A 21,292-nucleotide genomic window follows, 5' to 3' on the forward strand; every position below is an offset into this window, starting at 1 on the left:
GTAACTATGTCAGATAATTACGATTCATCGAGTATTAAAGTACTGAAGGGTCTGGATGCGGTACGTAAGCGTCCTGGAATGTACATTGGCGACACGGATGATGGTACCGGTCTGCACCACATGGTTTTTGAGGTGGTAGATAACTCTATTGATGAAGCACTCGCTGGTCACTGTAATGACATCATCGTAACTATCCATGAAGATAGTTCTGTGTCAGTAAGCGATGACGGCCGTGGTATTCCAACTGAATTGCACCCAGAAGAAAAAGTATCAGCAGCAGAAGTAATCATGACGGTTCTTCACGCTGGTGGTAAGTTCGATGATAACTCGTACAAAGTATCTGGTGGTTTGCACGGTGTTGGTGTTTCAGTAGTTAACGCACTTTCTAAGCAAGTTACTCTTACTATCCACCGCGGTGGCAAAATCCACACTCAAACATACTGTCACGGTGAGCCTCAAGCGCCACTAGCGGTTGTGGGTGATACGGACAAAACAGGTACAGAGATTCGTTTCTGGCCGAGTGAAGAAACCTTCACTAACATCGAATTCCATTACGATATTTTAGCTAAGCGTCTACGCGAGCTATCATTCTTGAACTCAGGTGTATCAATTAAGCTAATTGATAAGCGCGAAGAAGACAAAATGGATCACTTCGAATACGAAGGCGGTATCCAAGCGTTTGTTGAACACCTTAATACCAACAAAACACCAATCATCCAAAAGATTTTCCACTTTGATTCAGAGCGTGATGACGGCATCACTGTTGAAGTTGCAATGCAGTGGAACGATGGTTACCAAGAAAACATCTACTGTTTCACCAACAACATCCCTCAACGCGATGGTGGTGCTCACTTAGCGGGTTTCCGTGCTGCACTAACGCGTACCTTGAACAGCTTCATGGACAAAGAAGGCTTCTCGAAGAAAGCGAAGACTTCAACATCAGGTGATGATGCTCGTGAAGGTTTGACAGCGATTGTTTCAGTGAAAGTGCCAGATCCTAAGTTCTCAAGCCAAACTAAAGATAAGCTGGTTTCTTCAGAAGTGAAGTCTGCCGTTGAGTCTACGATGGGTGAGAAGCTATCTGAGTTCCTAATTGAGAACCCAGGTGAAGCGAAAATCGTTTGTTCTAAAATTATTGATGCAGCGCGTGCTCGTGATGCAGCGCGTAAAGCTCGTGAGATGACTCGTCGTAAAGGCGCATTAGATTTAGCGGGTCTTCCAGGTAAACTAGCTGACTGTCAGGAAAAAGATCCTGCTCAGTCTGAACTGTATATTGTGGAAGGAGACTCTGCTGGCGGATCAGCTAAGCAGGGGCGTAACCGTAAGAACCAAGCAATCCTACCGCTTAAAGGTAAAATCCTTAACGTAGAGAAAGCGCGTTTCGATAAAATGCTGTCTTCTCAAGAAGTCGCAACGCTAATCACAGCCCTTGGTTGTGGTATTGGCCGTGATGAATACAACCCAGATAAACTGCGTTACCACAACATCATCATCATGACCGATGCCGATGTCGATGGTTCTCACATCCGTACTCTGCTACTGACGTTCTTCTACCGTCAAATGCCTGAACTGATTGAACGTGGTTACATCTACATTGCTCAGCCACCGCTTTACAAAGTGAAGAAGGGTAAGCAAGAGCAGTACATCAAAGATGAAGATGCGATGAACCAGTATCAAGTATCTTTGGCTTTAGACAATGCAGAACTGCACGTAAACCCTGAAGCACCTGCGTTTGCTGGTGAAGGCTTAGAGAAGCTTGTTCAGCAATACAATGCAGGTATCAAGCTGGTTGATCGTATGAGCCGCCGCTACCCACGCGCATTGGTTCACGAACTGATTTACGTTCCTCGCCTAACCGCTGAGCAGTGTCATGATGACGCGGTGGTTGAAGCTTGGGGTAAGCAGCTTGTAGAGCAGTTAAACGGTAAAGAAGCGGGTGCGAGCCAATATTCTCTTGAAGTTGAAAAACACGAAGAGCTAGGTTTAAGCGTTCCTAAGATTGTGGTTCGTACTCATGGTGTAACTCATGAGCACGTACTGAGCATTGACCTTATCAACTCGAAAGAGTTTGGCAAGCTAGCGGATCTTTCTGAAGCACTTGATGGCCTGATTGAAGAAGGCGCTTACATTAAGCGTGGTGAGCGTACTCAAGAAGTTTCTAGCTTCGTTGAAGCTCTGAACTGGTTAGTGAAAGAGTCTCGTCGTGGCCTGAGCCTACAACGATACAAAGGTCTAGGTGAGATGAACCCTGATCAGCTTTGGGAAACAACAATGGATCCTGAAACTCGTCGTATGATGCAAGTAACGATTGAAGATGCTGTTGGTGCTGATCTGTTGTTTACAACGTTGATGGGCGACCAAGTAGAACCGCGTCGTAACTTCATCGAAGAAAACGCACTTAAAGTAGCTAACCTAGACGTTTAGTATCTTTGATACTTCGCTCTTTCGCTTAATTTCTGTGTCAGAGGTGCTCACATACATTCGTATGCTCCGCGCCTCTTCCTTGAACTAAAACGAAATAGCTTCGTCTCAAAAAACTCAATATCTTATTGAAAAGACTGTCAGAAATGACGGTCTTTTTTGTTTTTAAGTGATTGAAAAATATTGGATTGGAAAAATAATTGAAAATAAACGCTTGAAACTGATTTGCTCAATCCACATATCTAGTTGTGAAGAGGATGACTGTCTTGCTCTACAAGAGAAGAAACAGAACCTTCATAACCGTTGCTAGAGTATCGCTCAATAGAGGATAACTTTGGCAGCACACAATTTAAAAATTGATTCATTGTCATGTCCCAGAGTTGTCACCAAACGAGGTGAAACCCGTGGAATGCGAACTGAATCCCTTAGCTGTTTACTGGATCACTCACAGGTTCGATCTCAGTAAAATTCACGGCTAAGACTATTGCTTACTAAAAGGATAGCATTATGAGAACTGTAGATTTCACTCCACTTTACCGCAACGCAATCGGCTTCGATCGTCTATTCAATATGATGGAATCGAACACGTCGAAAAATACTTCTGGCGGTTACCCTCCTTACAATATCGAGCAAAAAGACGAGAACAACTACCGTATTACTATGGCAGTCGCTGGTTTTGCAGATGATCAATTAGACCTTACTCAAAAAGAGAACATGCTAATTGTTAAAGGTGAGCGTAAAGCCGAAGCCGAGAAAACTTTCGTATACCAAGGTATTGCAGAGCGCGATTTCGAGCGTAAATTCCAACTGGCTGACTACGTAAAAGTGGTGGGTGCAAGCATGGAAAATGGTCTTCTTCACATTGACCTAGAACGCGAAATCCCAGAAGCGATGCAACCACGTAAGATTGCTATCAACGGTAATAGCCTACTAGAAGGCTAATACCCGTCATACTTGAAGCTACAGCGTTGTTGACGTCGTAAATTCCCCCTAATTACATAGGTTCCCTATGCTCATAGGGCTGAATTTTCTAGTCGCCTAGCTGAACCCCCAATTATTTAGGGTATTCAAGTGACAAACATTATCGGGAAGTAGAAGTGAAAGAGCACCAGTACCTTGAAGAAGGTCGGTGCTCTTTTTGTATTTGGGTTACAGTAAGCTAAAAGCTCAGATTACTGTTCTGAGTAAGCCTTTTTCACTTCTTCAGCAATGATCGAAATGCCTTTCTGCATCGCCTCATCATCTTGCACGTAGTTCATGCGTAAACATTGATGGGCATGATCCCACTCGTCTTCTTGGCCGATAAAGAAGTATTCACCCGGAACAATCAATACGCCACGAGCTTTGAGGCGGTCGTACAGCTCCATGGTGGTAATCGGCAGTTCATCAAACCATAGCCATAAGAAAATCGCGCCTTCAGGCTTGTGGATACGGAAGCGAGGGTCATCGATCGCTTCTTGTAAAAGCTCAACTGCACGTAGAGATTTATCTTTATAGAAAGGTTTGATCACCTCACTGCTCAAGCGCAGTAAATCGCCGTTTTCAATCATGTGATTGGCAATTGCAGGGCCGACACTATTGGGTGCTAGGCTGATAATGCCATTCATGTTGGTTAGCGCTTGTGTTACTTCTTCGCTCGCAATCACGATACCGCAACGTACCCCAGGCAAACCAAGTTTAGATAAGCTCATGCACAGAATCGTATTTTCATTCCAGAACGGTTCGACATCTTCAAAGATGATGTTTGGAAACGGCAAGCCATAGGCATTATCGATCAGTAGCGGGATGTTGTTTTCACGCGCCAGTTTATCCAGTTTACGTACTTCTTCGTCGGTCAGCACGTTACCGGTTGGGTTGGTTGGGCGAGAAGCACAGATAGCGGCAACCGAGTCATCAACCTTGAGCTTTTCAAAATCAACGTGGTATTTAAACTGGCGGTTTTCTAGCAGTTCGATCTCTGGGTGGTAAGAGATAAAAATATCGTCATCAATGCCAGCATCGCCGTAGCCGATATATTCAGGCGCGATCGGTAGCAAGATTTTCTTGTGTGATCCGTCTGGTTGTTGGCCTGCTAAAAGATTAAATAGGTAAAAGAAGCCACTTTGACTGCCGTTGGTCAGGCTGATGTTCTTCTCGCTAATGTCCCAGCCATAAGTCTCTTTTAGCATCGCCGCTAACGATTTGATGAAGCTGTCTTTGCCTTGCGGACCATCGTAGTTGGCGAGGGCGGCGATGAGTTCTCCACTGGCGAGCATGTCGGCACTGGCTTGGTTAAAGTAATCGAGCATGGCTGGGATAGCGGCTGGGTTGCCACCTCCGAGCATGATTGCACCAGGAGTGCGCAGGCCATCATTCAAATCATCCATTAAACGAGTGATTCCAGAGTATCGATTAAATTTTTCACCAAACTTAGAGAACTGCATTACTTATTTTACCTAATTCATTGTGATTGCTTGTTATGTGTCATTAAGGCAGACCTTATGTCTACCATCAGTGTGTTCCTTGAACATACCGCAATGTTTTTGCGACGCATAGCGCCAAATGCTCTAACGTGAAAAAAACTTCTATAAAGTTTAACTAATGAGTGTCTGCTTTCTTATTGAACGAGTGTTTCGTGATCAAAAAAGGAGAAGCCTAAGCTTCTCCTTTTAATTTGTACGGGTTATTTCAATCAGCGTTTACTTCGAGCCGGTATAAACGACTAATACCTTGTCATCTTGGTATTGGCGTTCGAACGCATAGTAGCCCTTGCTGTTACGGATGATGTGCTTCCCTTGGGCTACCGCTGGGTGGCGTTGGCGGAATTGGCCAAGCGCTTGCCAGTGTTCCAGCAACTCTGCTCGTTCACCTGTGATTTGATCCCAAGGCATGTCAGATCGCGTGCCTTGCATTGGGTCGGAGCCTGTTGGGCCGAAATCACGAGCGATTTCATCACCGTAATAGATCTGCACTGCACCGGGAGCCAGCATCAACGCGTTCGCAGCTTTGGTTTGTTTGGAAAAGTCACTGCCGTGTTGTGTCCAGAATAGTGAGGTGTCGTGAGATGAAAGGTAACTCAACACGTTGAATTCACTGTCGTTGTTGATCTTGTCTGCGTAGCGCAGGTAGTCAGCATCGAGATCGGATAGGCATTTAAGCGCCTTAGGGGCGATGTCGCTCTGGAATTCAAAGTTGATGATCGAATCAAACCCGTTAGCGAAATAGTCTGATTTCACCACGCTGTGTGCCCATACTTCACCTGTCATCCAGAATGGTAGGTCATCCAACGCTTTGTCTGGGTTGTTCTGTTTCCATTCAGCAAGTGCTTGGTTAGTACTCTCTTTCAATTCTGCCCAGGCTTCGAGCTCAACGTGTTTCGCGGTATCGACTCTAAAGCCATCAACGCCATATTCGCGTACCCAGTCAGACAACCAAGTGATGAGATGTTCACGAGGGGTTTTGAGTTCATCCGTGGCGCTGGTGGACTTGTTGCGATAGAAGTTAGGCAGCCCGGTGGTCTCTGTTGATTCGGTTTTAAAGTCGGGCAGGTGCGCCAAAGACATGGTGAGGTTGTTGTAACCCGGAGAGTCATAAGCACCAATGTCGCTGCGTAACCAAGCTTTACCCCACCATTTCTCCCACGCTTCTTTGTCACTGTAAGATATGTAGTTATTGAAGTAGTGCCAGTTCTGGCCTGCTTCTGGTTGCCAATCTGTCCAGTTTTCGCCAAGGGTTTGTTTAGCTTGTTCATCCGTGAGGTTGAGCTTACCAAAATCAAACTCTTGCATGTCGGCAAGTGTCGCATAACCGGTGTGGTTCATTACCACATCCCAAACAACGCGAATGCCTTTGCTGTGCGCGGTATCGATGAAGGTTTTCAGCTCGTCTTCGGTGCCCATGTTGTCATCGAGCTTGGTCCAATCTTGATGGTAGTAGCCGTGGTAGCCGTAGTGTTTGAAGTCACCGCGATCACCGCCGCCAACCCAGCCATGGATCTGCTCTAGTGGAGAGGTAATCCAGATGGCATTGGCACCGAGTGATTCTATGTAGTCGAGTTTTTCGGTTAACCCGGCTAAGTCACCACCGTGGAAGGTGGCTATTTCATCTTGTCCATCTTGGCTACGATTGTAACTGTTGTCGTTATCAGGGTTGCCATTGTGGAAGCGGTCGGTCATCACGAAGTAAACCGTGGCGTTGTCCCAACTAAAATCGGCTTTGGTTTCTGGTTCTACTTTCTCGAGTAGCAGAACGCCTTGGCTATTTTCTGCTGGCTGCATGGTGACGCTGCCGTTGGTAACTGTGACTTGTTTTCCTGAAAGGGCGTCTCTTACCAAGGTGCCATCATCAAAGGTTTGAGCAACGTTGATGGTGGTTGGCTGGTCACTAGGTACTGGGCAGGCAAAGCTTTGAACTTGTTGCTGCTTTGGCTTTATCTGAACCGTGAGTTCATTGGTCTGTGGGTTGAGCGTAAACTGGTAGGTGTTAGCGCGAAAGACCTTGATGGCGATTTCAGAATTCTCGGCACAGTCGTCTAGACGAAGGGGTTTATTGAATTTGATGCGACTCTCTTCAGCCAAAGCATAGTTAGTACCACAGGTCTTTTGAGCGTCGCTGATAGAGAAGGTATAGCTACCTTTGGCGAGTTCCTGTTCTGCAATTACGGTGCCTTTACCTGATGATTCAAATACGACAGTGTCGTTATCAATTGTCAGTAATAGGTTATTGTCACTGGTTTGGCTGCATGCGCTGAGTGCGAGCATTGAAAGCGCGAGTACTGTTTTTTTCATTGTTCCCTTCCCCTGAATAAACAGGTTATTTATAGCAAACAATGCCCTCTACAGTCTGAGTGCTGATTCATTCAGTTAATCAATAACACCTCTACAAACAAATGCTTGGTTCACAAAAACAAAAAGGGAAGCTTTCGCTTCCCTTTAGGTGTTTACCGTTAGTTACTCAGAGTATGTCTTAGAGCAACTGTCTCACTCGTGCTTATTTTTGCAGTAGAGAGATGTCAGCAATCTGTAGGAACAGGTTACGTAGGTTGTTCAGTAGCGTTAGACGGTTCTTCTTAAGCGCTTCATCATCAGCCATAACCATTACGTTATCGAAGAATGCATCAACGGGTTCACGTAAGTCAGCAAGTTTGCTTAGGGCTTCTTGGTAGTTGCCTGTCGCGAATGCTGGTTCTAGTGCTTCCGTCATTACTTCAACGTTTTCAGCCAGCGCTTTCTCTGCGTCTTCTTGAAGAAGCGCTAGATCGATTTCAGCGGGTAGATCGCCATCGAATTTCGCGAGGATGTTACCTACACGCTTGTTCGCTGCTGCTAGTGCTTCTGCTGCTTCCAGTTCACGGAAGTGAGAAACCGCTTTAACACGTTGGTCAAAGTCAGCTGGCTTAGTTGGACGACGTGCTAGTACCGCTTGGATGATATCAACACTGAAACCAGCATCTTGGTACCATGCGCGGAAACGACCTAGCATGAAGTCGATAACGTCAGCTTCTACGTTGTCGTTAGTTAGCTTGTCGCCTAGTAGCTCTTTCGCTTTACCGATAAGGTCAGTTAGGTCTAGGTTGTAGCCGTTTTCAACGATGATACGTAGCACACCTAGTGATGCACGACGTAGAGCGAATGGGTCAGAACCTTTTGGTGCTTGGCCAATACCGAAGATACCCACGATAGTGTCTAGCTTGTCTGCCATTGCTACAGCAGATGAAATACCAGTGCTTGGTAGCGTATCACCCGCGAAACGAGGCATGTACTGCTCGTAAAGTGCCAGTGCTACTTGCTCGTCTTCACCATCGTGCGTTGCGTAGTGCATGCCCATCACACCTTGAGTATCCGTAAATTCGAATACCATAGATGTCATTAGGTCACACTTAGCCAGTAGGCCTGCGCGCTTAGACTTTTCAACGTCAGCATCGATTTGCTCAGCAATGTAGCCAGCAAGTTCTGTGATGCGGTCTGTTTTGTCTTTGATAGTACCTAATTGCTTCTGGAAGATAGCTTGGTCTAGTTCAGCAAGACGGTCGATAAGCGGACGCTTACGGTCGGTGTTGAAGAAGAACTCAGCATCAGCAAGACGTGGACGTACAACCTTCTCGTTACCTTCGATAACGTGACGAGGCTCTTTAGACTCGATGTTCGATACGAAGATGAAGTTTGGTAGAAGGCTTCTTTCAGCGTCACCAATCTCATGCGAATAAACAGGGAAGTACTTCTGGTCGCCTTTCATGGTGTAAACCAATGCTTCAGAAGGCACTTTTAGGAACTCTTGCTCAAACTTAGCAGTAAGCACCACTGGCCATTCAACCAAAGAGGTAACTTCTTCAACAAGGTCATCTTCTAGGTCTGCAATACCGCCAACCGCGTCTGCTGCTTTTTTAGCATCAGCAAGGATGATCGCTTTACGCGCATCGTAATCGGCCATTACTTTACCGCGCTCTTCTAAGATCGCAGGGTATTGGTCAGCAGAGTCGATTGTGAACTCTTGTTCGCCCATGAAACGGTGGCCACGGATAGTACGAGCAGAAGCTACGCCTAGGATTTTGCCTTCAACAAGCTCATCACCTAGTAGTACTGTCAGTGTTTTCACTGGACGGATAAATTGAATGTCTGAGTTACCCCAGCGCATTGCTTTAGGGATTGGTAGGCCAGCGAGAGCTTTCGCAGCGATGTCCATCACCAATTCTTGAACAGGTTTGCCAGCTACTTCTTGTTTGAAAAGAAGCCACTCGCCTTTGTCTGTTTTCAGACGGTCAGCTTGCTCAACAGTAATACCGTTACCACGAGCCCAACCTTGTGCAGCTTTAGTCGCGTTGCCTTCAGCATCGAATGCTACAGAAATTGCAGGACCGCGCTTCTCAACGACTTTGTCTGCTTGGCCTTCAGCCAGTGCAGTCACTTTAAGTGCTAGACGACGAGGTGCTGCGTACCACTTGATGCCTTCGTGAGAAAGCTCAGCCGTTTTAAGACCCGCTTCAAAGTTAGAAGCAAAGGCTTCAGCTAGTGAACGAAGTGCCGTTGGTGGAAGCTCTTCCGTACCCAGTTCAATTAGAAAATTCTTCGCCATGATTATTTATCCTTCTTACACATTGGGAAGCCAAGCGCTTCACGTGACGCGTAGTACGCTTCTGCAACAGCTTTAGTCAGGTTGCGGATACGAAGGATGTAACGTTGACGCTCTGTTACAGAGATAGCTTTACGCGCATCAAGGATGTTGAATGCGTGACCTGCTTTTAGAATGCGCTCGTAAGCTGGAAGCGGCAGTGGCTTCTCAAGCTCAAGTAGCTCTTTACACTCTTTTTCGCACTGGTCGAAGAAAGTGAATAGGAAATCTACGTCTGCGTGCTCGAAGTTGTACGTTGATTGCTCAACTTCGTTTTGGTGGAAGATATCACCGTAAGTCACGTTAGAACCGTCTGGTGCTACGTTCCATACAAGGTCGTAAACAGAGTCTACTTCTTGGATGTACATTGCTAGACGCTCGATACCGTAAGTGATCTCACCCGTTACAGGCTTACACTCAAGGCCGCCAACTTGTTGGAAGTAAGTGAATTGAGTCACTTCCATACCGTTTAGCCATACTTCCCAACCAAGACCCCATGCGCCTAGCGTTGGGTTTTCCCAGTTGTCTTCTACGAAGCGAATATCGTGAACAAGCGGGTCGACACCAAGAACTTCAAGAGAGCCTAAGTACAACTCCTGGATGTTATCTGGAGAAGGTTTTAGAGCTACTTGGAATTGATAGTAGTGCTGCAGGCGGTTCGGGTTTTCACCGTAACGACCATCGGTCGGACGACGAGAAGGTTGAACGTATGCCGTAGACATTGGCTCTGGGCCAAGTGCACGTAGACATGTCATTGGGTGAGAGGTGCCAGCACCTACTTCCATATCTAGTGGTTGAACAATGGTACAACCGTTTTGTGCCCAGTAATCCTGCAGCGCGAGGATCATTCCCTGGAAGGTTTTGATATCGTATTTTTGCATAGTCAGGTTCGCGCGATTCTTTTAAATGAATGAGAAAAATAACCTCTGAGTATACCGAGATATTGGTAAAGCGAGTAGGGGTAATCTTGTTTAATTAGTGGTCTAAAATGTCGTTTAGTGGATTTTTTTGCCTTTAATGTTTGTTTTTCGGCACAAGTGGATATTTTGATAACTTTGACACTTGTGTTTGAAAGCGTGGGTGATTAAAATCTCGCGGTCTTTGGGGAGTAGCTTACTTATTCATATCCTATTGAATGAGTTCGTCCGTCAACATAATTGATGCAAAATCATCATGGCGTTCGAGGCAACCACCACCTTGGTGGCGCTTAGCAAGACCTTAGACAAGCATCGTGAACCGGGATGGGGCGCGAGGTTTGTCTTTGGTTAAATATAATAATCTCCGTCCCAAATGAGCATGTCGTGAGCGTTTTAGCAATTTCAATTACAACTGTCGCCTTAGCCGAGATCGGTGATAAGACTCAGTTGCTATCCCTTTTATTAGCCAGTCGATATCGCAAGCCGATACCTATTATCGCGGCTATCTTTTTTGCCACCATTGCCAATCATGCTCTTGCTGCATGGCTCGGTGTCGTTATCGCAGATTACTTATCTCCTGAAATCTTAAAGTGGGTGCTGGTGGTCAGTTTCATTGCGATGGCGGGCTGGATTCTGATTCCGGATAAGTTGGATGACGATGAGCAGATCTCGAATCGAGGCCCATTTGTCGCCAGCTTTATCGCTTTCTTTATTGCTGAGATTGGCGATAAGACTCAGATTGCGACCTCCATTCTAGGGGCTCAATATTCTGATGCATTAACGTGGGTGATTCTGGGTACTACCATTGGTATGTTGCTGGCGAATGTGCCAGTGGTGATCATTGGTAAGTTATCGGCAGATAAGATGCCTCTTGATCTGATTCGCAAGATCACCGCCTTGTTATTCGTGGGTTTGGCTATCGCAGCGGCTTTCTATTAAGCGGTGGTATTGAGTCTTATTATACTCAACCAGTAGAGTAATGTGTTGTAGGTCATACTCTTACAGTATTGTCGGGTTTATCGAGCGAATGGACATATAACTGTCATACTTGTCATGATATTTTAATCTTGTGAGTTAAGAACACGAGGGCATGATTATGTTGACGCGTTATATGGGTATTACTCCACAAAGCCAAAGTTATCTATTTACCTTTGGTCTTGCACTTACACTATTAGGCATGGTGTTGACGGACATGTGGCTACCAATGGTGGCTGGTTCGATGATCATGACTGGGCTTGCGGTAGAGGCCTGGATTCGAGTGGCGCATATTATTCCTATGCGCAAAGATATCCGAGAAATTCAGCATCAGCTTGAGCATCTGCAAAATAAATCTAGAAACGAATAAACAAAAAGCCGCTCGTACTCTGAGTTCTGTTGAAGAACATAAGGTACGAGCGGCTTTTTTGATGCTTGATACTCGGTGGGGCGTTATGCCTCCAATCCCTTTCTGATCAAATACTGGTAAGGCAACGTTTCTGTCGCTTGACCTACCAACTGGTGATCCATGAATCGACAAAAGCTCGGGATATCTCGAGTTGTCGAAGGATCGTCAGCTTTTACCAGTAACACATCGCCATCCTGCATGTTTCTAATTGTCTTCCTGACCATCATTACTGGTTCCGGGCAACGTAGGCCTTCAGCTTCTAAAGTATGGGTTGCCAGTTCAGGTTTGAATGTCATGGTTTGTATCTCTATTTCTATCTAACGAGTGAATAATACGTCTGCAGAAAAAATATGCAATAAGTGCTTGGCAAACAGAATCATTTCCTATAACTTAGTTAACAAGTTGATAACAACTTGAAACAAAGGCAACTAGCTAAGGAGTGGCGATGTTGACAGGATTAGATAGATTAACAATTTATTCAGTTCTCTGTTTTATTTCTTTCTGTGCGTTAGTTTTACGCTCATCGACAGAGACCTCACTGATGCCTATCTTTGGCATAGTAGCAACGATTATTGGTATTTGGGTAGAGATGCGTCGTTGGCAAGGTATAGCCGAAGAGCAAGAGCACTAACCCGAATACAACAAGCAAATTCCGATACGACAACATTCCGACACTATCCCCAGATTTTCTTGGGCTTCCCCGCATAATTGCGGGATTTTTTTTATCTAAAGCATGCTATAAACAACTTAGTAACTAATGACAGTTCTATACAACTAGGTAAGTGGCGTGGAATTAGAAGACATCTATCGTAGAGACCTTAATTTATTGGTCGCCTTAAAAGTATTGATTGAAGAGGGTAGTGTTAGCCAGGCTGCGCTTCGTCTTAACTTAAGTCAATCGGCAACCAGTCGAGTGTTAGGGCGCTTAAGAGAATTACTTAACGATCCGCTGTTTACACGCCAAGGTCAGCACCTTATTCCCACCAAAAAAGCACTCGAAATCAGTCAGCGTATTGATCAGCCTTTAGAGTCATTCCGCCAACTGCTGAGCCCTAGTGATTTCGATCCTTACTATTGCAGTGAACGCTTTCTGATTGCGACTACTGACTACGCGATGCAAACCATCTTGCCTTATGCATTGCCTAAGATTTATGAACAAGCGCCGAACATCTCTTTGGAGTTTGCACCGCTGCAGCATGAGCATTTGTTTAAACAGCTCAGTACCGAACGTGTTGATATGGCGATCTGTCGTCCGAGTGGCAGCGTTGCACCACTTCATCAAGAGGTCTTGGGGCCGGTTGGTGTGTCGTGTCTGTTATCTAAAAACCACCCATTGGCGGATCAGCCTTTAAGCCTTGAAGACTATGTATCACTCCCGCACGCGATGATTGCGATCAGTGATGGTGTTAAAGCGTTATTAGATAATGCTTTAGCCAATCAAAACCCACGTAAAATGGTGCTGCGTGCTTATCACCTTGAAGCTGCATTGGCGATTGTCGATAGAATGCCGTTGGTGATCACTGTACCAGCCGATCTGGCTTATTTGGTGGCAGAGCGCTATGACTTGGTTGTTAAGCCATTACCATTTGAGTTTATGCCGTTTGATTACTCACTGATCTGGCACTCACGTTGCGATTCTTCAGCTTCACAACAATGGTTAAGAAGAGTGGTAAAAGAGGAGTGTGGCGAATTGATTCAAAAACGGATTGCGGATGTAGGTTTGGGTTAACCGGGTCTTAGCTTTGGTTCACTTGATTCTAATGACAAAAACGCAAAAGGGCTGATAAAAATCAGCCCTTTGTTGTTTTAGGTTATCCAAGCCTATAGTTGCTTAAGGTTTGATAACTTTATGTTTGAGAATCTATAGTTTAATGACTACACGACCAGTGATTTGACCGTTAGTGATGTCTTCTGCAGCTTGAATTGCGCCATCTAAAGACACTTCTTTAGTCGCTTGAGCGTAGAAAGATTCTGGTAGTAGCTCAGCCAGTTGTTCCCACGCTTTAATACGTTTCTCTCGAGGGCACATTACAGAATCAACACCCTGTAGACGAACATTACGCAGAATAAATGGCATTACTGTTGTTGGTAAGTCAAAACCGCCCGCTAGACCACACATCGCAACCGCACCGTTGTAATCAATTTGCGCCAATACTTTAGCAAGCACTTTGCTACCTACCGTATCGATAGCGCCAGCCCACAGTTGTTTCTCAAGTGGCTTCGCCGGTTCTTCTAGTTCAGCACGCTCTACAATGCGTGTTGCGCCTAGTGATTTTAATAGCTCGCCATTTGCAGAAGCACGACCAGTAACCGCAGCCACTTTGTAACCCAGCTGGTTAAGTAGCGTAATAGACACGCTGCCTACGCCGCCACTTGCACCCGTTACTAGGATTTCACCGTCTTCTGGTTTGATGCCTGCATCTACGATAGCTTGCACACAAAGCATTGCGGTGAAGCCTGCCGTACCGATCGCCATTACTTTCTTAGCGTCTAGACCCGCTGGCATTGGAACTAACCAATCACCGTTTAGGCTCGCTTTCTCAGCCATGCCACCCCAGTGGCCTTCACCAACACCCCAACCCGTTAGAACAACTTCGTCACCCGCTTTGTAGCGTGGATCATCAGATTGTGAAACCACACCAGAAAGGTCGATACCAGGAACCATAGGGAAGTTACGAACAATGCGCCCTTTACCTGTAATCGCCAAACCATCTTTGTAGTTCAAAGAAGAGTAGCTCACATCAACCTTCACGTTACCTTCTGGTAATTGAGATTCATCAATTTGAGATACTGATGCGATAGTTTTTTTATCTTCTTGATTTAGTACAAGTGCTTTAAACATGATCTGCTCCGTGGGAGGAATATTAGGAAACTGAAGTAACTTTAGTTGAATCATCGAAGAAAAAATAATGAAACATCAACATTGAATATATGCGTTTTGTGCATAGATGTGAGTGGTGCTTTTTCTCTCGCTAAGTTAGCTGAACGAATCGATACATTATTGGACGCCGAGCAATAAAAAGTGCAGCTATATAAATATAGCTGCACAAAAGATTACCCTTCAAGTATTACAGTTAGTAAACGCTATGGGCGTTCAAATACCGTTGCAATACCTTGGCCTAAACCAATACACATAGTCGCCAGGCCGTATTTCACGTCTTGGGCTTCCATCAGGTTGATTAGCGTCGTCGAGATACGAGAACCAGAACAGCCTAGTGGGTGACCCAGAGCAATCGCACCGCCGTTAAGGTTTACTTTCTCGTCAACAACATCCAGTAGACCTAAGTCTTTAGCACAAGGTAGAGATTGAGCAGCAAACGCTTCGTTTAGCTCAATCACACCCATGTCTTCAATGGTTAGGCCTGCACGTTTAAGTGCTTTTTGGGTTGCTGGTACTGGGCCGTAACCCATGATTGAAGGATCGCAGCCAGCGATAGCCATAGACTTCACGCGAGCGCGAATCTTAAGGCCAAGTGCGTTAGCTTTCTCTTCGCTCATGATAAGCATTGCAGAAGCGCCATCAGACAGAGCTGATGAAGTACCTGCTGTTACTGTACCGTTTGCTGGGTCAAACACCGGTCGAAGCTGAGATAAGCCTTCAACCGTTGTCTCTGGGCGAATGACTTCGTCGTAATCCAGAGTGAACAGAGAGCCATCTGCAGCGTGAGCTTCGGTTGGTAGGATTTCATTTTTGAAACGACCTTCAACCGTTGCTGCTTGAGCTCTAGCATGTGAGCGTGCTGCGAATGCATCTTGGTCTTCACGGCTAATGCCGTGCATCTTACCTAGCATCTCAGCGGTTAGGCCCATCATGCCAGCCGCTTTTGCTACATGTTTTGACATGCCAGGGTGAAAATCAACACCATGGTTCATTGGTACGTGGCCCATGTGTTCCACACCACCGATCAGACAGATTTCAGCATCACCAACCATGATAGAGCGAGTTGCATCATGCAGAGCTTGCATAGATGAACCACATAAACGGTTGACTGTTACCGCACCAATCTCAATCGGTAGACCAGCAAGCAAGGCAGCGTTACGTGCAACGTTGAAGCCTTGCTCTAGCGTTTGTTGTACACAGCCCCAGTAAATATCTTCAATTTCGACAGGGTTTACTTCTGGGTTGCGCTCTAAAATGCCTTTCATCAAATGTGCAGACAGATCTTCAGCACGAGTGTGACGGAAAGCTCCACCTTTGGAACGTCCCATTGGGGTACGAAGGCAATCAACAACAACTACATTTTTCATTTTGCTATTCCTTTTCCAAATGTGGGTTACAGAGAACTGGCTTGTTGGCTGTCGTAAAAGCTTTCGCCCTTCGCTGCCATATCAAGCAATAGTTGAGGAACTTGGTACATTGCACCTAAGTCTTGGTAGCCTTTCGCCATTTCAACGAAGTTACCAATACCCACACTGTCTAAGTAGCGGAATACGCCGCCTCTAAATGGAGGGAAGCCTAAACCGTAAACCAATGCCATATCCGCTTCTTGCGGTGTCGCGATAATGCCTTCTTCTAGACAAAGCACCACTTCGTTGATCATTGGAATCATCACGCGCTGGATAATGGTCTGGTCATCAAAATCTTGTGGCTGTTGGCATACGTCAGCCAAAATAGGAAGAATCTCTTCAGAGAAGGTCTTCTTAGGACGACCGCGTTTGTCTACGCTGTATGTGTAGAAACCGCTGCCGTTCTTCTGGCCGTATTTTTCAGCGACATAAAGCGCGTCGATCGCATCACGACCTTCTTTGCCCATACGCTCTGGGAAACCTTGCGCCATTACTGCTTGTGCGTGGTGTGCTGTATCTAGGCCTACAACGTCTAGCAAGTATGCTGGGCCCATTGGCCAGCCGAACTTACGTTCCATCACTTTATCGATCTTGGTGAAGTCAGCGCCGTCACGTAGCAACATGCTGAAACCGCCAAAGTAAGGGAAAAGCACACGGTTAACGAAGAAGCCTGGGCAGTCGTTAACAACGATAGGGGATTTTCCCATCTTCGCTGCGTAAGCGACTACGCGATTAATTGTTTCTTCTGAAGTATGCTCGCCACGGATGATCTCAACCAAAGGCATGCGGTGTACTGGGTTAAAGAAGTGCATACCACAGAAGTTTTCTGGGCGTTTTAGAGATTTCGCTAATAGGTTGATCGGAATTGTTGAGGTGTTTGATGTAAGAACTGTATCTTCACCCACGAGACCTTCAACTTCACTCAGTACTGCTGCTTTTACTTTAGGGTTTTCTACAACGGCTTCCACAATCACATCTGATTGTTCAACACCTGCATAATGTAGACTTGGAGTAATAGAAGACAGAATGCCTGCCATCTTGAATCCATCTAGGCGACCGCGTGATAAGCGTTTATTCAACAGCTTAGAAGCCTCGTTCATACCAAGATCAAGAGACGCCTGTGCGATGTCTTTCATCATCACTGGCACGCCCTTCAATGCTGACTGGTAAGCAATACCGCCGCCCATGATGCCAGCACCAAGTACCGCAGCACGTTCAGTCGCTTTGTTGGCAGATTTACCAGCCTGTTTTGCTAAGCCTTTAATGTATTGGTCATTTAAGAATAGGCCAACCAGTGCTTTCGCTTCTTCAGATTTTGCTAGCTTAACGAAGTGTTTACGTTCGATGTCGAGTGCTGCATCGCGATCGCTACGTGCTGCTTCTTCAATCGCAATCACAGAAGTAATCGGAGCTGGGTAGTGAGGCCCGGCTTTTTGAGCCACTAAGCCTTTAGCCATAGTAAAGCTCATCATCGCTTCGAGTTTGCTTAGTGAAAGCGCTGATGTTTTTTGTTTACGGCGTAATTGCCAGTCTAATTTTTCATTAGCAGCCAGAGAAACTGTGTTGATTGCCGATTCTAGTAACTGGTCTGTTTCAACAATCGCATCTAACAAGCCAACTTTAAGCGCTTCATCTGCACGGCATGCTTTGCCTTGCGTGATAATTTCCATAGCGCTGTCAGCACCGATAACACGAGGTAGGCGCACACAACCACCAAAACCAGGCATGATGCCAAGTTTGGTTTCAGGTAGGCCAATGCTGGTGGTCTTGTCACCGATACGGAAATCAGTAGCGAGTACACATTCACAGCCGCCGCCAAGGGCATGGCCACGCATCATTGAAAGAGTTGGGACAGGAAGGTCTTCGAGCTTGCTGAAGATTGAATTAGCGAATCTTAACCATTCATCAAGTTCTGCTTCTGGCTTAGCAAATAGGCCAAGAAATTCAGTGATGTCTGCGCCTACAATGAACGCGTCTTTGTTTGAAGTTAAGATTAAACCACGTAATCCTGCGTGAGCATTAAGAGCATCTAACGCTTTGTCTAGTGATTCTAAAGTAGCAAGGTCGAGTTTGTTTACAGAGGCTGGTGCACAGAAGCTTAATTCCGCAATACCATCTTGTAATTCCTTTACCTGTAGGGTGTTAGCTTGGTAAATCATTGTCTATCTCCATGACATACAATCCACGATTGTTTGAGAGAATCTTGTTATCTTTCTATTATTGTAGAATACCTGGTAAGACCAGTTATCTTAGTCTGTACCTCTGTCTGATTAATTTCAATACATTTTTTAAACAATTGTTTAACATTGTGCGATAGCACAGATCCTCTAACCCTTATTATTCACGCGTGATACACTTCGCCGCTCTTAATAATTAAGTTAACGATATGAATGAACAGCCCTATTTAATACCGTCAGCGTCGGCTTTATTTGAAGAAGAGATAAAAAAGAGCGTTTTTATTACTCATCTTGCTCATACTCCAAGTGTAGAAGCTGCTAAGCAGTTCGTTGAACAGGTAAAAAAAGAGCATTCTTCAGCGCGACATAATTGTTGGGGCTTTGCTGCCGGGCGACCTGAAGACTCGATGAAGTGGGGCTTTAGTGATGATGGCGAACCCTCGGGTACTGCTGGAAAGCCTATCTTGGCGCAACTGTCTGGTTCGGGTGTTGGCGAGTTAACGGCTGTAGTCACTCGCTATTCAGGCGGAATCAAGCTCGGTACTGGTGGTTTAGTTAAGGCTTATGGTGGTGGAGTACAACAAGCTCTCAAGCTGCTTCAAACTATCGAGAAAAAAATAACCACAAAATTACGGCTAGAGTTAGACTATGGCTTTGTGCCGATTGCACAATCTATCATGGCTCAGCATCAGGCTGTTGAAGTCCAAGCGGATTATGGTGTTCAAGTTGAGCTTATTATTGAAATAGAGCTCCTTCAGGTAGATTCGTTTACCCAAACCATGATCAATAAAAGCGGTGCTAAGGCACTGGTAACGAAAGTCAAAGACAACTAGGAAGTGTGAAGCATTTCGCTTCGTTCAATAGCTCATGCAATTTCGCTCAATTATTCGAATCGTCGGATTATTATTAGCACTTTTTAGTGTATCAATGCTCGCACCTGCGCTCGTCGCTCTGATCTATCGAGATGGTGCGGGTGTGCCATTTGTGACAACCTTTTTTGTTCTCTTATTCTGTGGAGCAACCTGCTGGTTTCCAAACCGACGTTATAAGCATGAATTGAAAGCGCGTGATGGCTTCTTGATTGTTGTTTTATTCTGGACGGTAATCGGTAGTGCTGGTGCGCTACCGTTTTTGATCGCCGATAACCCCAATGTGTCGGTAACCGATGCTTTCTTCGAATCCTTCTCTGCATTAACAACCACGGGCGCGACCGTTATTGTCGGCCTCGATGATCTGCCTAAGGCGATTCTGTTTTATCGCCAATTCCTGCAATGGTTTGGTGGTATGGGTATCATCGTATTAGCGGTAGCCATCCTTCCTGTTCTCGGCATCGGTGGTATGCAGCTATACCGTGCAGAAATCCCGGGTCCAGTAAAAGATAGTAAGATGACTCCGCGTATTGCTGAAACGGCGAAAGCGCTTTGGTACATCTATCTGAGTCTAACGATTGCTTGTGCGGTGGCGTTTTGGCTTGCAGGCATGAGCTTCTTTGATGCTATCAGTCATAGCTTCTCTACTATTGCGATTGGTGGCTTCTCGACTCACGATGCGAGTATGGGCTATTTCAACAGTCCGGCTATCAACATGATTACGGTCGTGTTCCTTCTTATCTCTGCGTGTAACTATTCGCTTCACTTTGCTGCATTTGCTTCTGGTGGTGTGCATCCTAAGTATTATTGGAAAGATCCTGAATTCCGCGCCTTTATCTTTATTCAAGCGGTTTTGTTCTTAGTTTGTTTCTTATTACTGCTTAATCACCACTCTTATGACTCGTATTACGATGCCTTTGATCAAGCCTTGTTCCAAACGGTATCTATATCGACGACAGCAGGCTTCACCACCACAGGTTTCTCCGAGTGGCCATTGTTCTTACCTGTTCTGCTTTTGTTCTCTTCTTTTATAGGGGGCTGTGCAGGTTCAACGGGCGGTGGTATGAAAGTCATTCGAATCTTATTGCTTACTCTGCAAGGTGCTCGTGAAATGAAGCGCCTTGTCCACCCGCGAGCTGTTTATACCATCAAGGTTGGCGGTTCGGCACTACCACAGCGTGTTGTTGATGCGGTTTGGGGCTTCTTCTCTGCATACGCATTGGTTTTTGTGGTTTGTATGTTGGCTCTTATTGCTACTGGGATGGATGAGCTGAGTGCTTTCTCTGCCGTAGCGGCAACATTGAATAACCTTGGCCCTGGCTTAGGTGAAGTGGCAATGCACTTCGGCGATGTGAATGATAAGGCCAAATGGGTGTTGATCGTATCTATGCTGTTTGGTCGTTTAGAGATATTCACCTTATTAATTTTATTGACCCCTACGTTTTGGCGTAGCTAAGGACAACATTGTGGCAAAAGCTCTATTTTTGTATTCAAGCCGTGAAGGGCAAACCAAGAAGATCTTGAACTATATAAAAGAAGAAATGAATGAGTTCGAATGTGAGCTTCAAGATCTGCACACTATTAGTAATGTCGACTTTGCTCAATACGACCGAGTGTTGATTGGTGCATCTATTCGTTACGGCCACCTTAATAAGAAGCTATATAAGTTCATTGATGCCAACCTTACTCAGTTGCAATCCAATAAGGTTGCCTTCTTCTGCGTTAACTTAACGGCTCGTAAAGAAGACCAAGGTAAAGACACCCCTGAAGGTAGTGCCTATATTAAGAAGTTTCTTCTTAAGTCACCATGGCAGCCGACTCTAATCGGTGTATTCGCGGGTGCTCTCTATTACCCTCGTTATAACTGGTTCGATAAAACCATGATTCGCTTCATTATGAATATGACAGGCGGAGAAACGGACACAACCAAAGAAGTTGAGTATACGAACTGGGAAAAAGTCTCTTTATTCTCCAAGAAACTGCAAGAGATGTAAGAGAAAAGCCTACTTTTGAGGCGTTTTGTGCTCTTTTTAATCGAACGAATAAAAAAACGAGAAAAACTTCAAAAAGGGCTTGCCAGTGTGATCGAAATCTCTATAATGCGACCTCGTTGAAACGGGAAGGCTTCGTAAGAAACCAAAACGAATCAGC

17 protein-coding genes and 1 riboswitch are annotated in these 21,292 nt (G+C 45.5%); of the genes, 9 read left to right on the top strand and 8 right to left on the bottom strand.

Features of this window, described 5'->3' with window-relative positions; all coding sequences use genetic code 11:
• The first annotated feature begins 6 nt into the window (after nt 1–6).
• Together gyrB and AACR09_RS19910 are read left to right on the top strand one after the other, a co-directional pair.
• On the top strand, nt 7–2,424 hold the full coding sequence (gene gyrB / locus AACR09_RS19905; protein WP_017081727.1) for a DNA topoisomerase (ATP-hydrolyzing) subunit B: 2,418 nt from the start codon (nt 7–9) through the stop codon (nt 2,422–2,424).
• Between the two features lie 504 nt (nt 2,425–2,928).
• Nucleotides 2,929–3,363 (top strand): Hsp20 family protein, encoded by a 435-nt coding sequence (locus tag AACR09_RS19910; RefSeq protein WP_017107513.1) that lies wholly within the window; start codon nt 2,929–2,931, stop codon nt 3,361–3,363.
• Between the two features lie 230 nt (nt 3,364–3,593).
• Here the strand turns inward: AACR09_RS19910 and AACR09_RS19915 are convergent, their stop codons facing one another.
• From AACR09_RS19915 to glyQ, 4 genes are all read right to left on the bottom strand, one after another.
• Nucleotides 3,594–4,844, bottom strand: coding sequence for a valine--pyruvate transaminase (locus AACR09_RS19915; protein ID WP_193834505.1), 1,251 nt, complete (start codon nt 4,842–4,844; stop codon nt 3,594–3,596).
• A 255-nt stretch (nt 4,845–5,099) separates the two neighbouring features.
• Nucleotides 5,100–7,187 (bottom strand): alpha-amylase, encoded by a 2,088-nt coding sequence (locus tag AACR09_RS19920; protein WP_193834507.1) that lies wholly within the window; start codon nt 7,185–7,187, stop codon nt 5,100–5,102.
• Between the two features lie 202 nt (nt 7,188–7,389).
• Nucleotides 7,390–9,471, bottom strand: coding sequence for a glycine--tRNA ligase subunit beta (gene glyS / locus AACR09_RS19925; RefSeq protein WP_017081723.1), 2,082 nt, complete (start codon nt 9,469–9,471; stop codon nt 7,390–7,392).
• A 2-nt stretch (nt 9,472–9,473) separates the two neighbouring features.
• Nucleotides 9,474–10,388, bottom strand: coding sequence for a glycine--tRNA ligase subunit alpha (gene glyQ / locus AACR09_RS19930; protein WP_009848159.1), 915 nt, complete (start codon nt 10,386–10,388; stop codon nt 9,474–9,476).
• Nucleotides 10,389–10,598: 210 nt separating this feature from the next.
• Nucleotides 10,599–10,774: riboswitch (yybP-ykoY riboswitch) on the top strand.
• Between the two features lie 34 nt (nt 10,775–10,808).
• Here glyQ and AACR09_RS19935 point away from each other — a divergent pair.
• Together AACR09_RS19935 and AACR09_RS19940 are read left to right on the top strand one after the other, a co-directional pair.
• Nucleotides 10,809–11,363, top strand: a complete 555-nt coding sequence (locus tag AACR09_RS19935; RefSeq protein WP_017077289.1) for a TMEM165/GDT1 family protein — start codon at nt 10,809–10,811, stop codon at nt 11,361–11,363.
• A gap of 151 nt (nt 11,364–11,514) precedes the next feature.
• Nucleotides 11,515–11,769 (top strand): hypothetical protein, encoded by a 255-nt coding sequence (locus AACR09_RS19940; protein ID WP_004736676.1) that lies wholly within the window; start codon nt 11,515–11,517, stop codon nt 11,767–11,769.
• A gap of 83 nt (nt 11,770–11,852) precedes the next feature.
• On the opposite strand, the gene tusA is transcribed toward AACR09_RS19940, so the two are convergent.
• Nucleotides 11,853–12,104 (bottom strand): sulfurtransferase TusA, encoded by a 252-nt coding sequence (tusA, locus tag AACR09_RS19945; RefSeq protein WP_004736675.1) that lies wholly within the window; start codon nt 12,102–12,104, stop codon nt 11,853–11,855.
• Between the two features lie 149 nt (nt 12,105–12,253).
• On the opposite strand from tusA, the gene AACR09_RS19950 reads away from it, so the two are divergent.
• The gene (locus AACR09_RS19950; protein ID WP_004736674.1) at nt 12,254–12,439 is read left to right on the top strand and encodes a hypothetical protein; all 186 of its coding nucleotides are present in this window, start codon (nt 12,254–12,256) and stop codon (nt 12,437–12,439) included.
• 156 nt (nt 12,440–12,595) lie between these two features.
• Nucleotides 12,596–13,537 (top strand): LysR family transcriptional regulator, encoded by a 942-nt coding sequence (locus AACR09_RS19955; RefSeq protein ID WP_102397891.1) that lies wholly within the window; start codon nt 12,596–12,598, stop codon nt 13,535–13,537.
• A 132-nt stretch (nt 13,538–13,669) separates the two neighbouring features.
• Here the strand turns inward: AACR09_RS19955 and acuI are convergent, their stop codons facing one another.
• The 3 genes from acuI to fadB all read right to left on the bottom strand — a co-directional run bounded on the left by acuI (nt 13,670) and on the right by fadB (nt 18,254).
• Nucleotides 13,670–14,650, bottom strand: coding sequence for an acrylyl-CoA reductase (NADPH) (acuI, locus tag AACR09_RS19960; protein ID WP_061025200.1), 981 nt, complete (start codon nt 14,648–14,650; stop codon nt 13,670–13,672).
• A gap of 242 nt (nt 14,651–14,892) precedes the next feature.
• On the bottom strand, nt 14,893–16,056 hold the full coding sequence (gene fadA / locus AACR09_RS19965; protein ID WP_017058821.1) for an acetyl-CoA C-acyltransferase FadA: 1,164 nt from the start codon (nt 16,054–16,056) through the stop codon (nt 14,893–14,895).
• A 26-nt stretch (nt 16,057–16,082) separates the two neighbouring features.
• A complete protein-coding gene (gene fadB, locus AACR09_RS19970) occupies nt 16,083–18,254 on the bottom strand; it encodes a fatty acid oxidation complex subunit alpha FadB (protein WP_086971988.1) in 2,172 nt (723 codons plus the stop codon).
• A 227-nt stretch (nt 18,255–18,481) separates the two neighbouring features.
• Between fadB and AACR09_RS19975 the strand changes: the two genes are divergently transcribed.
• The 3 genes from AACR09_RS19975 to hemG are packed head-to-tail and all read left to right on the top strand — an operon-like array spanning nt 18,482 to nt 21,135.
• Nucleotides 18,482–19,105, top strand: coding sequence for a YigZ family protein (locus AACR09_RS19975; protein WP_004736669.1), 624 nt, complete (start codon nt 18,482–18,484; stop codon nt 19,103–19,105).
• 34 nt (nt 19,106–19,139) lie between these two features.
• On the top strand, nt 19,140–20,597 hold the full coding sequence (locus AACR09_RS19980; protein ID WP_017077285.1) for a TrkH family potassium uptake protein: 1,458 nt from the start codon (nt 19,140–19,142) through the stop codon (nt 20,595–20,597).
• Between the two features lie 10 nt (nt 20,598–20,607).
• Nucleotides 20,608–21,135, top strand: coding sequence for a menaquinone-dependent protoporphyrinogen IX dehydrogenase (gene hemG / locus AACR09_RS19985; protein WP_017077284.1), 528 nt, complete (start codon nt 20,608–20,610; stop codon nt 21,133–21,135).
• Nucleotides 21,136–21,292 lie beyond the last annotated feature (157 nt).

It is taken from the genome of Vibrio sp. OPT20 (genome assembly GCF_963889365.1).
In the GTDB taxonomy this organism is placed as follows: Bacteria; Pseudomonadota; Gammaproteobacteria; order Enterobacterales; family Vibrionaceae; genus Vibrio; species Vibrio splendidus.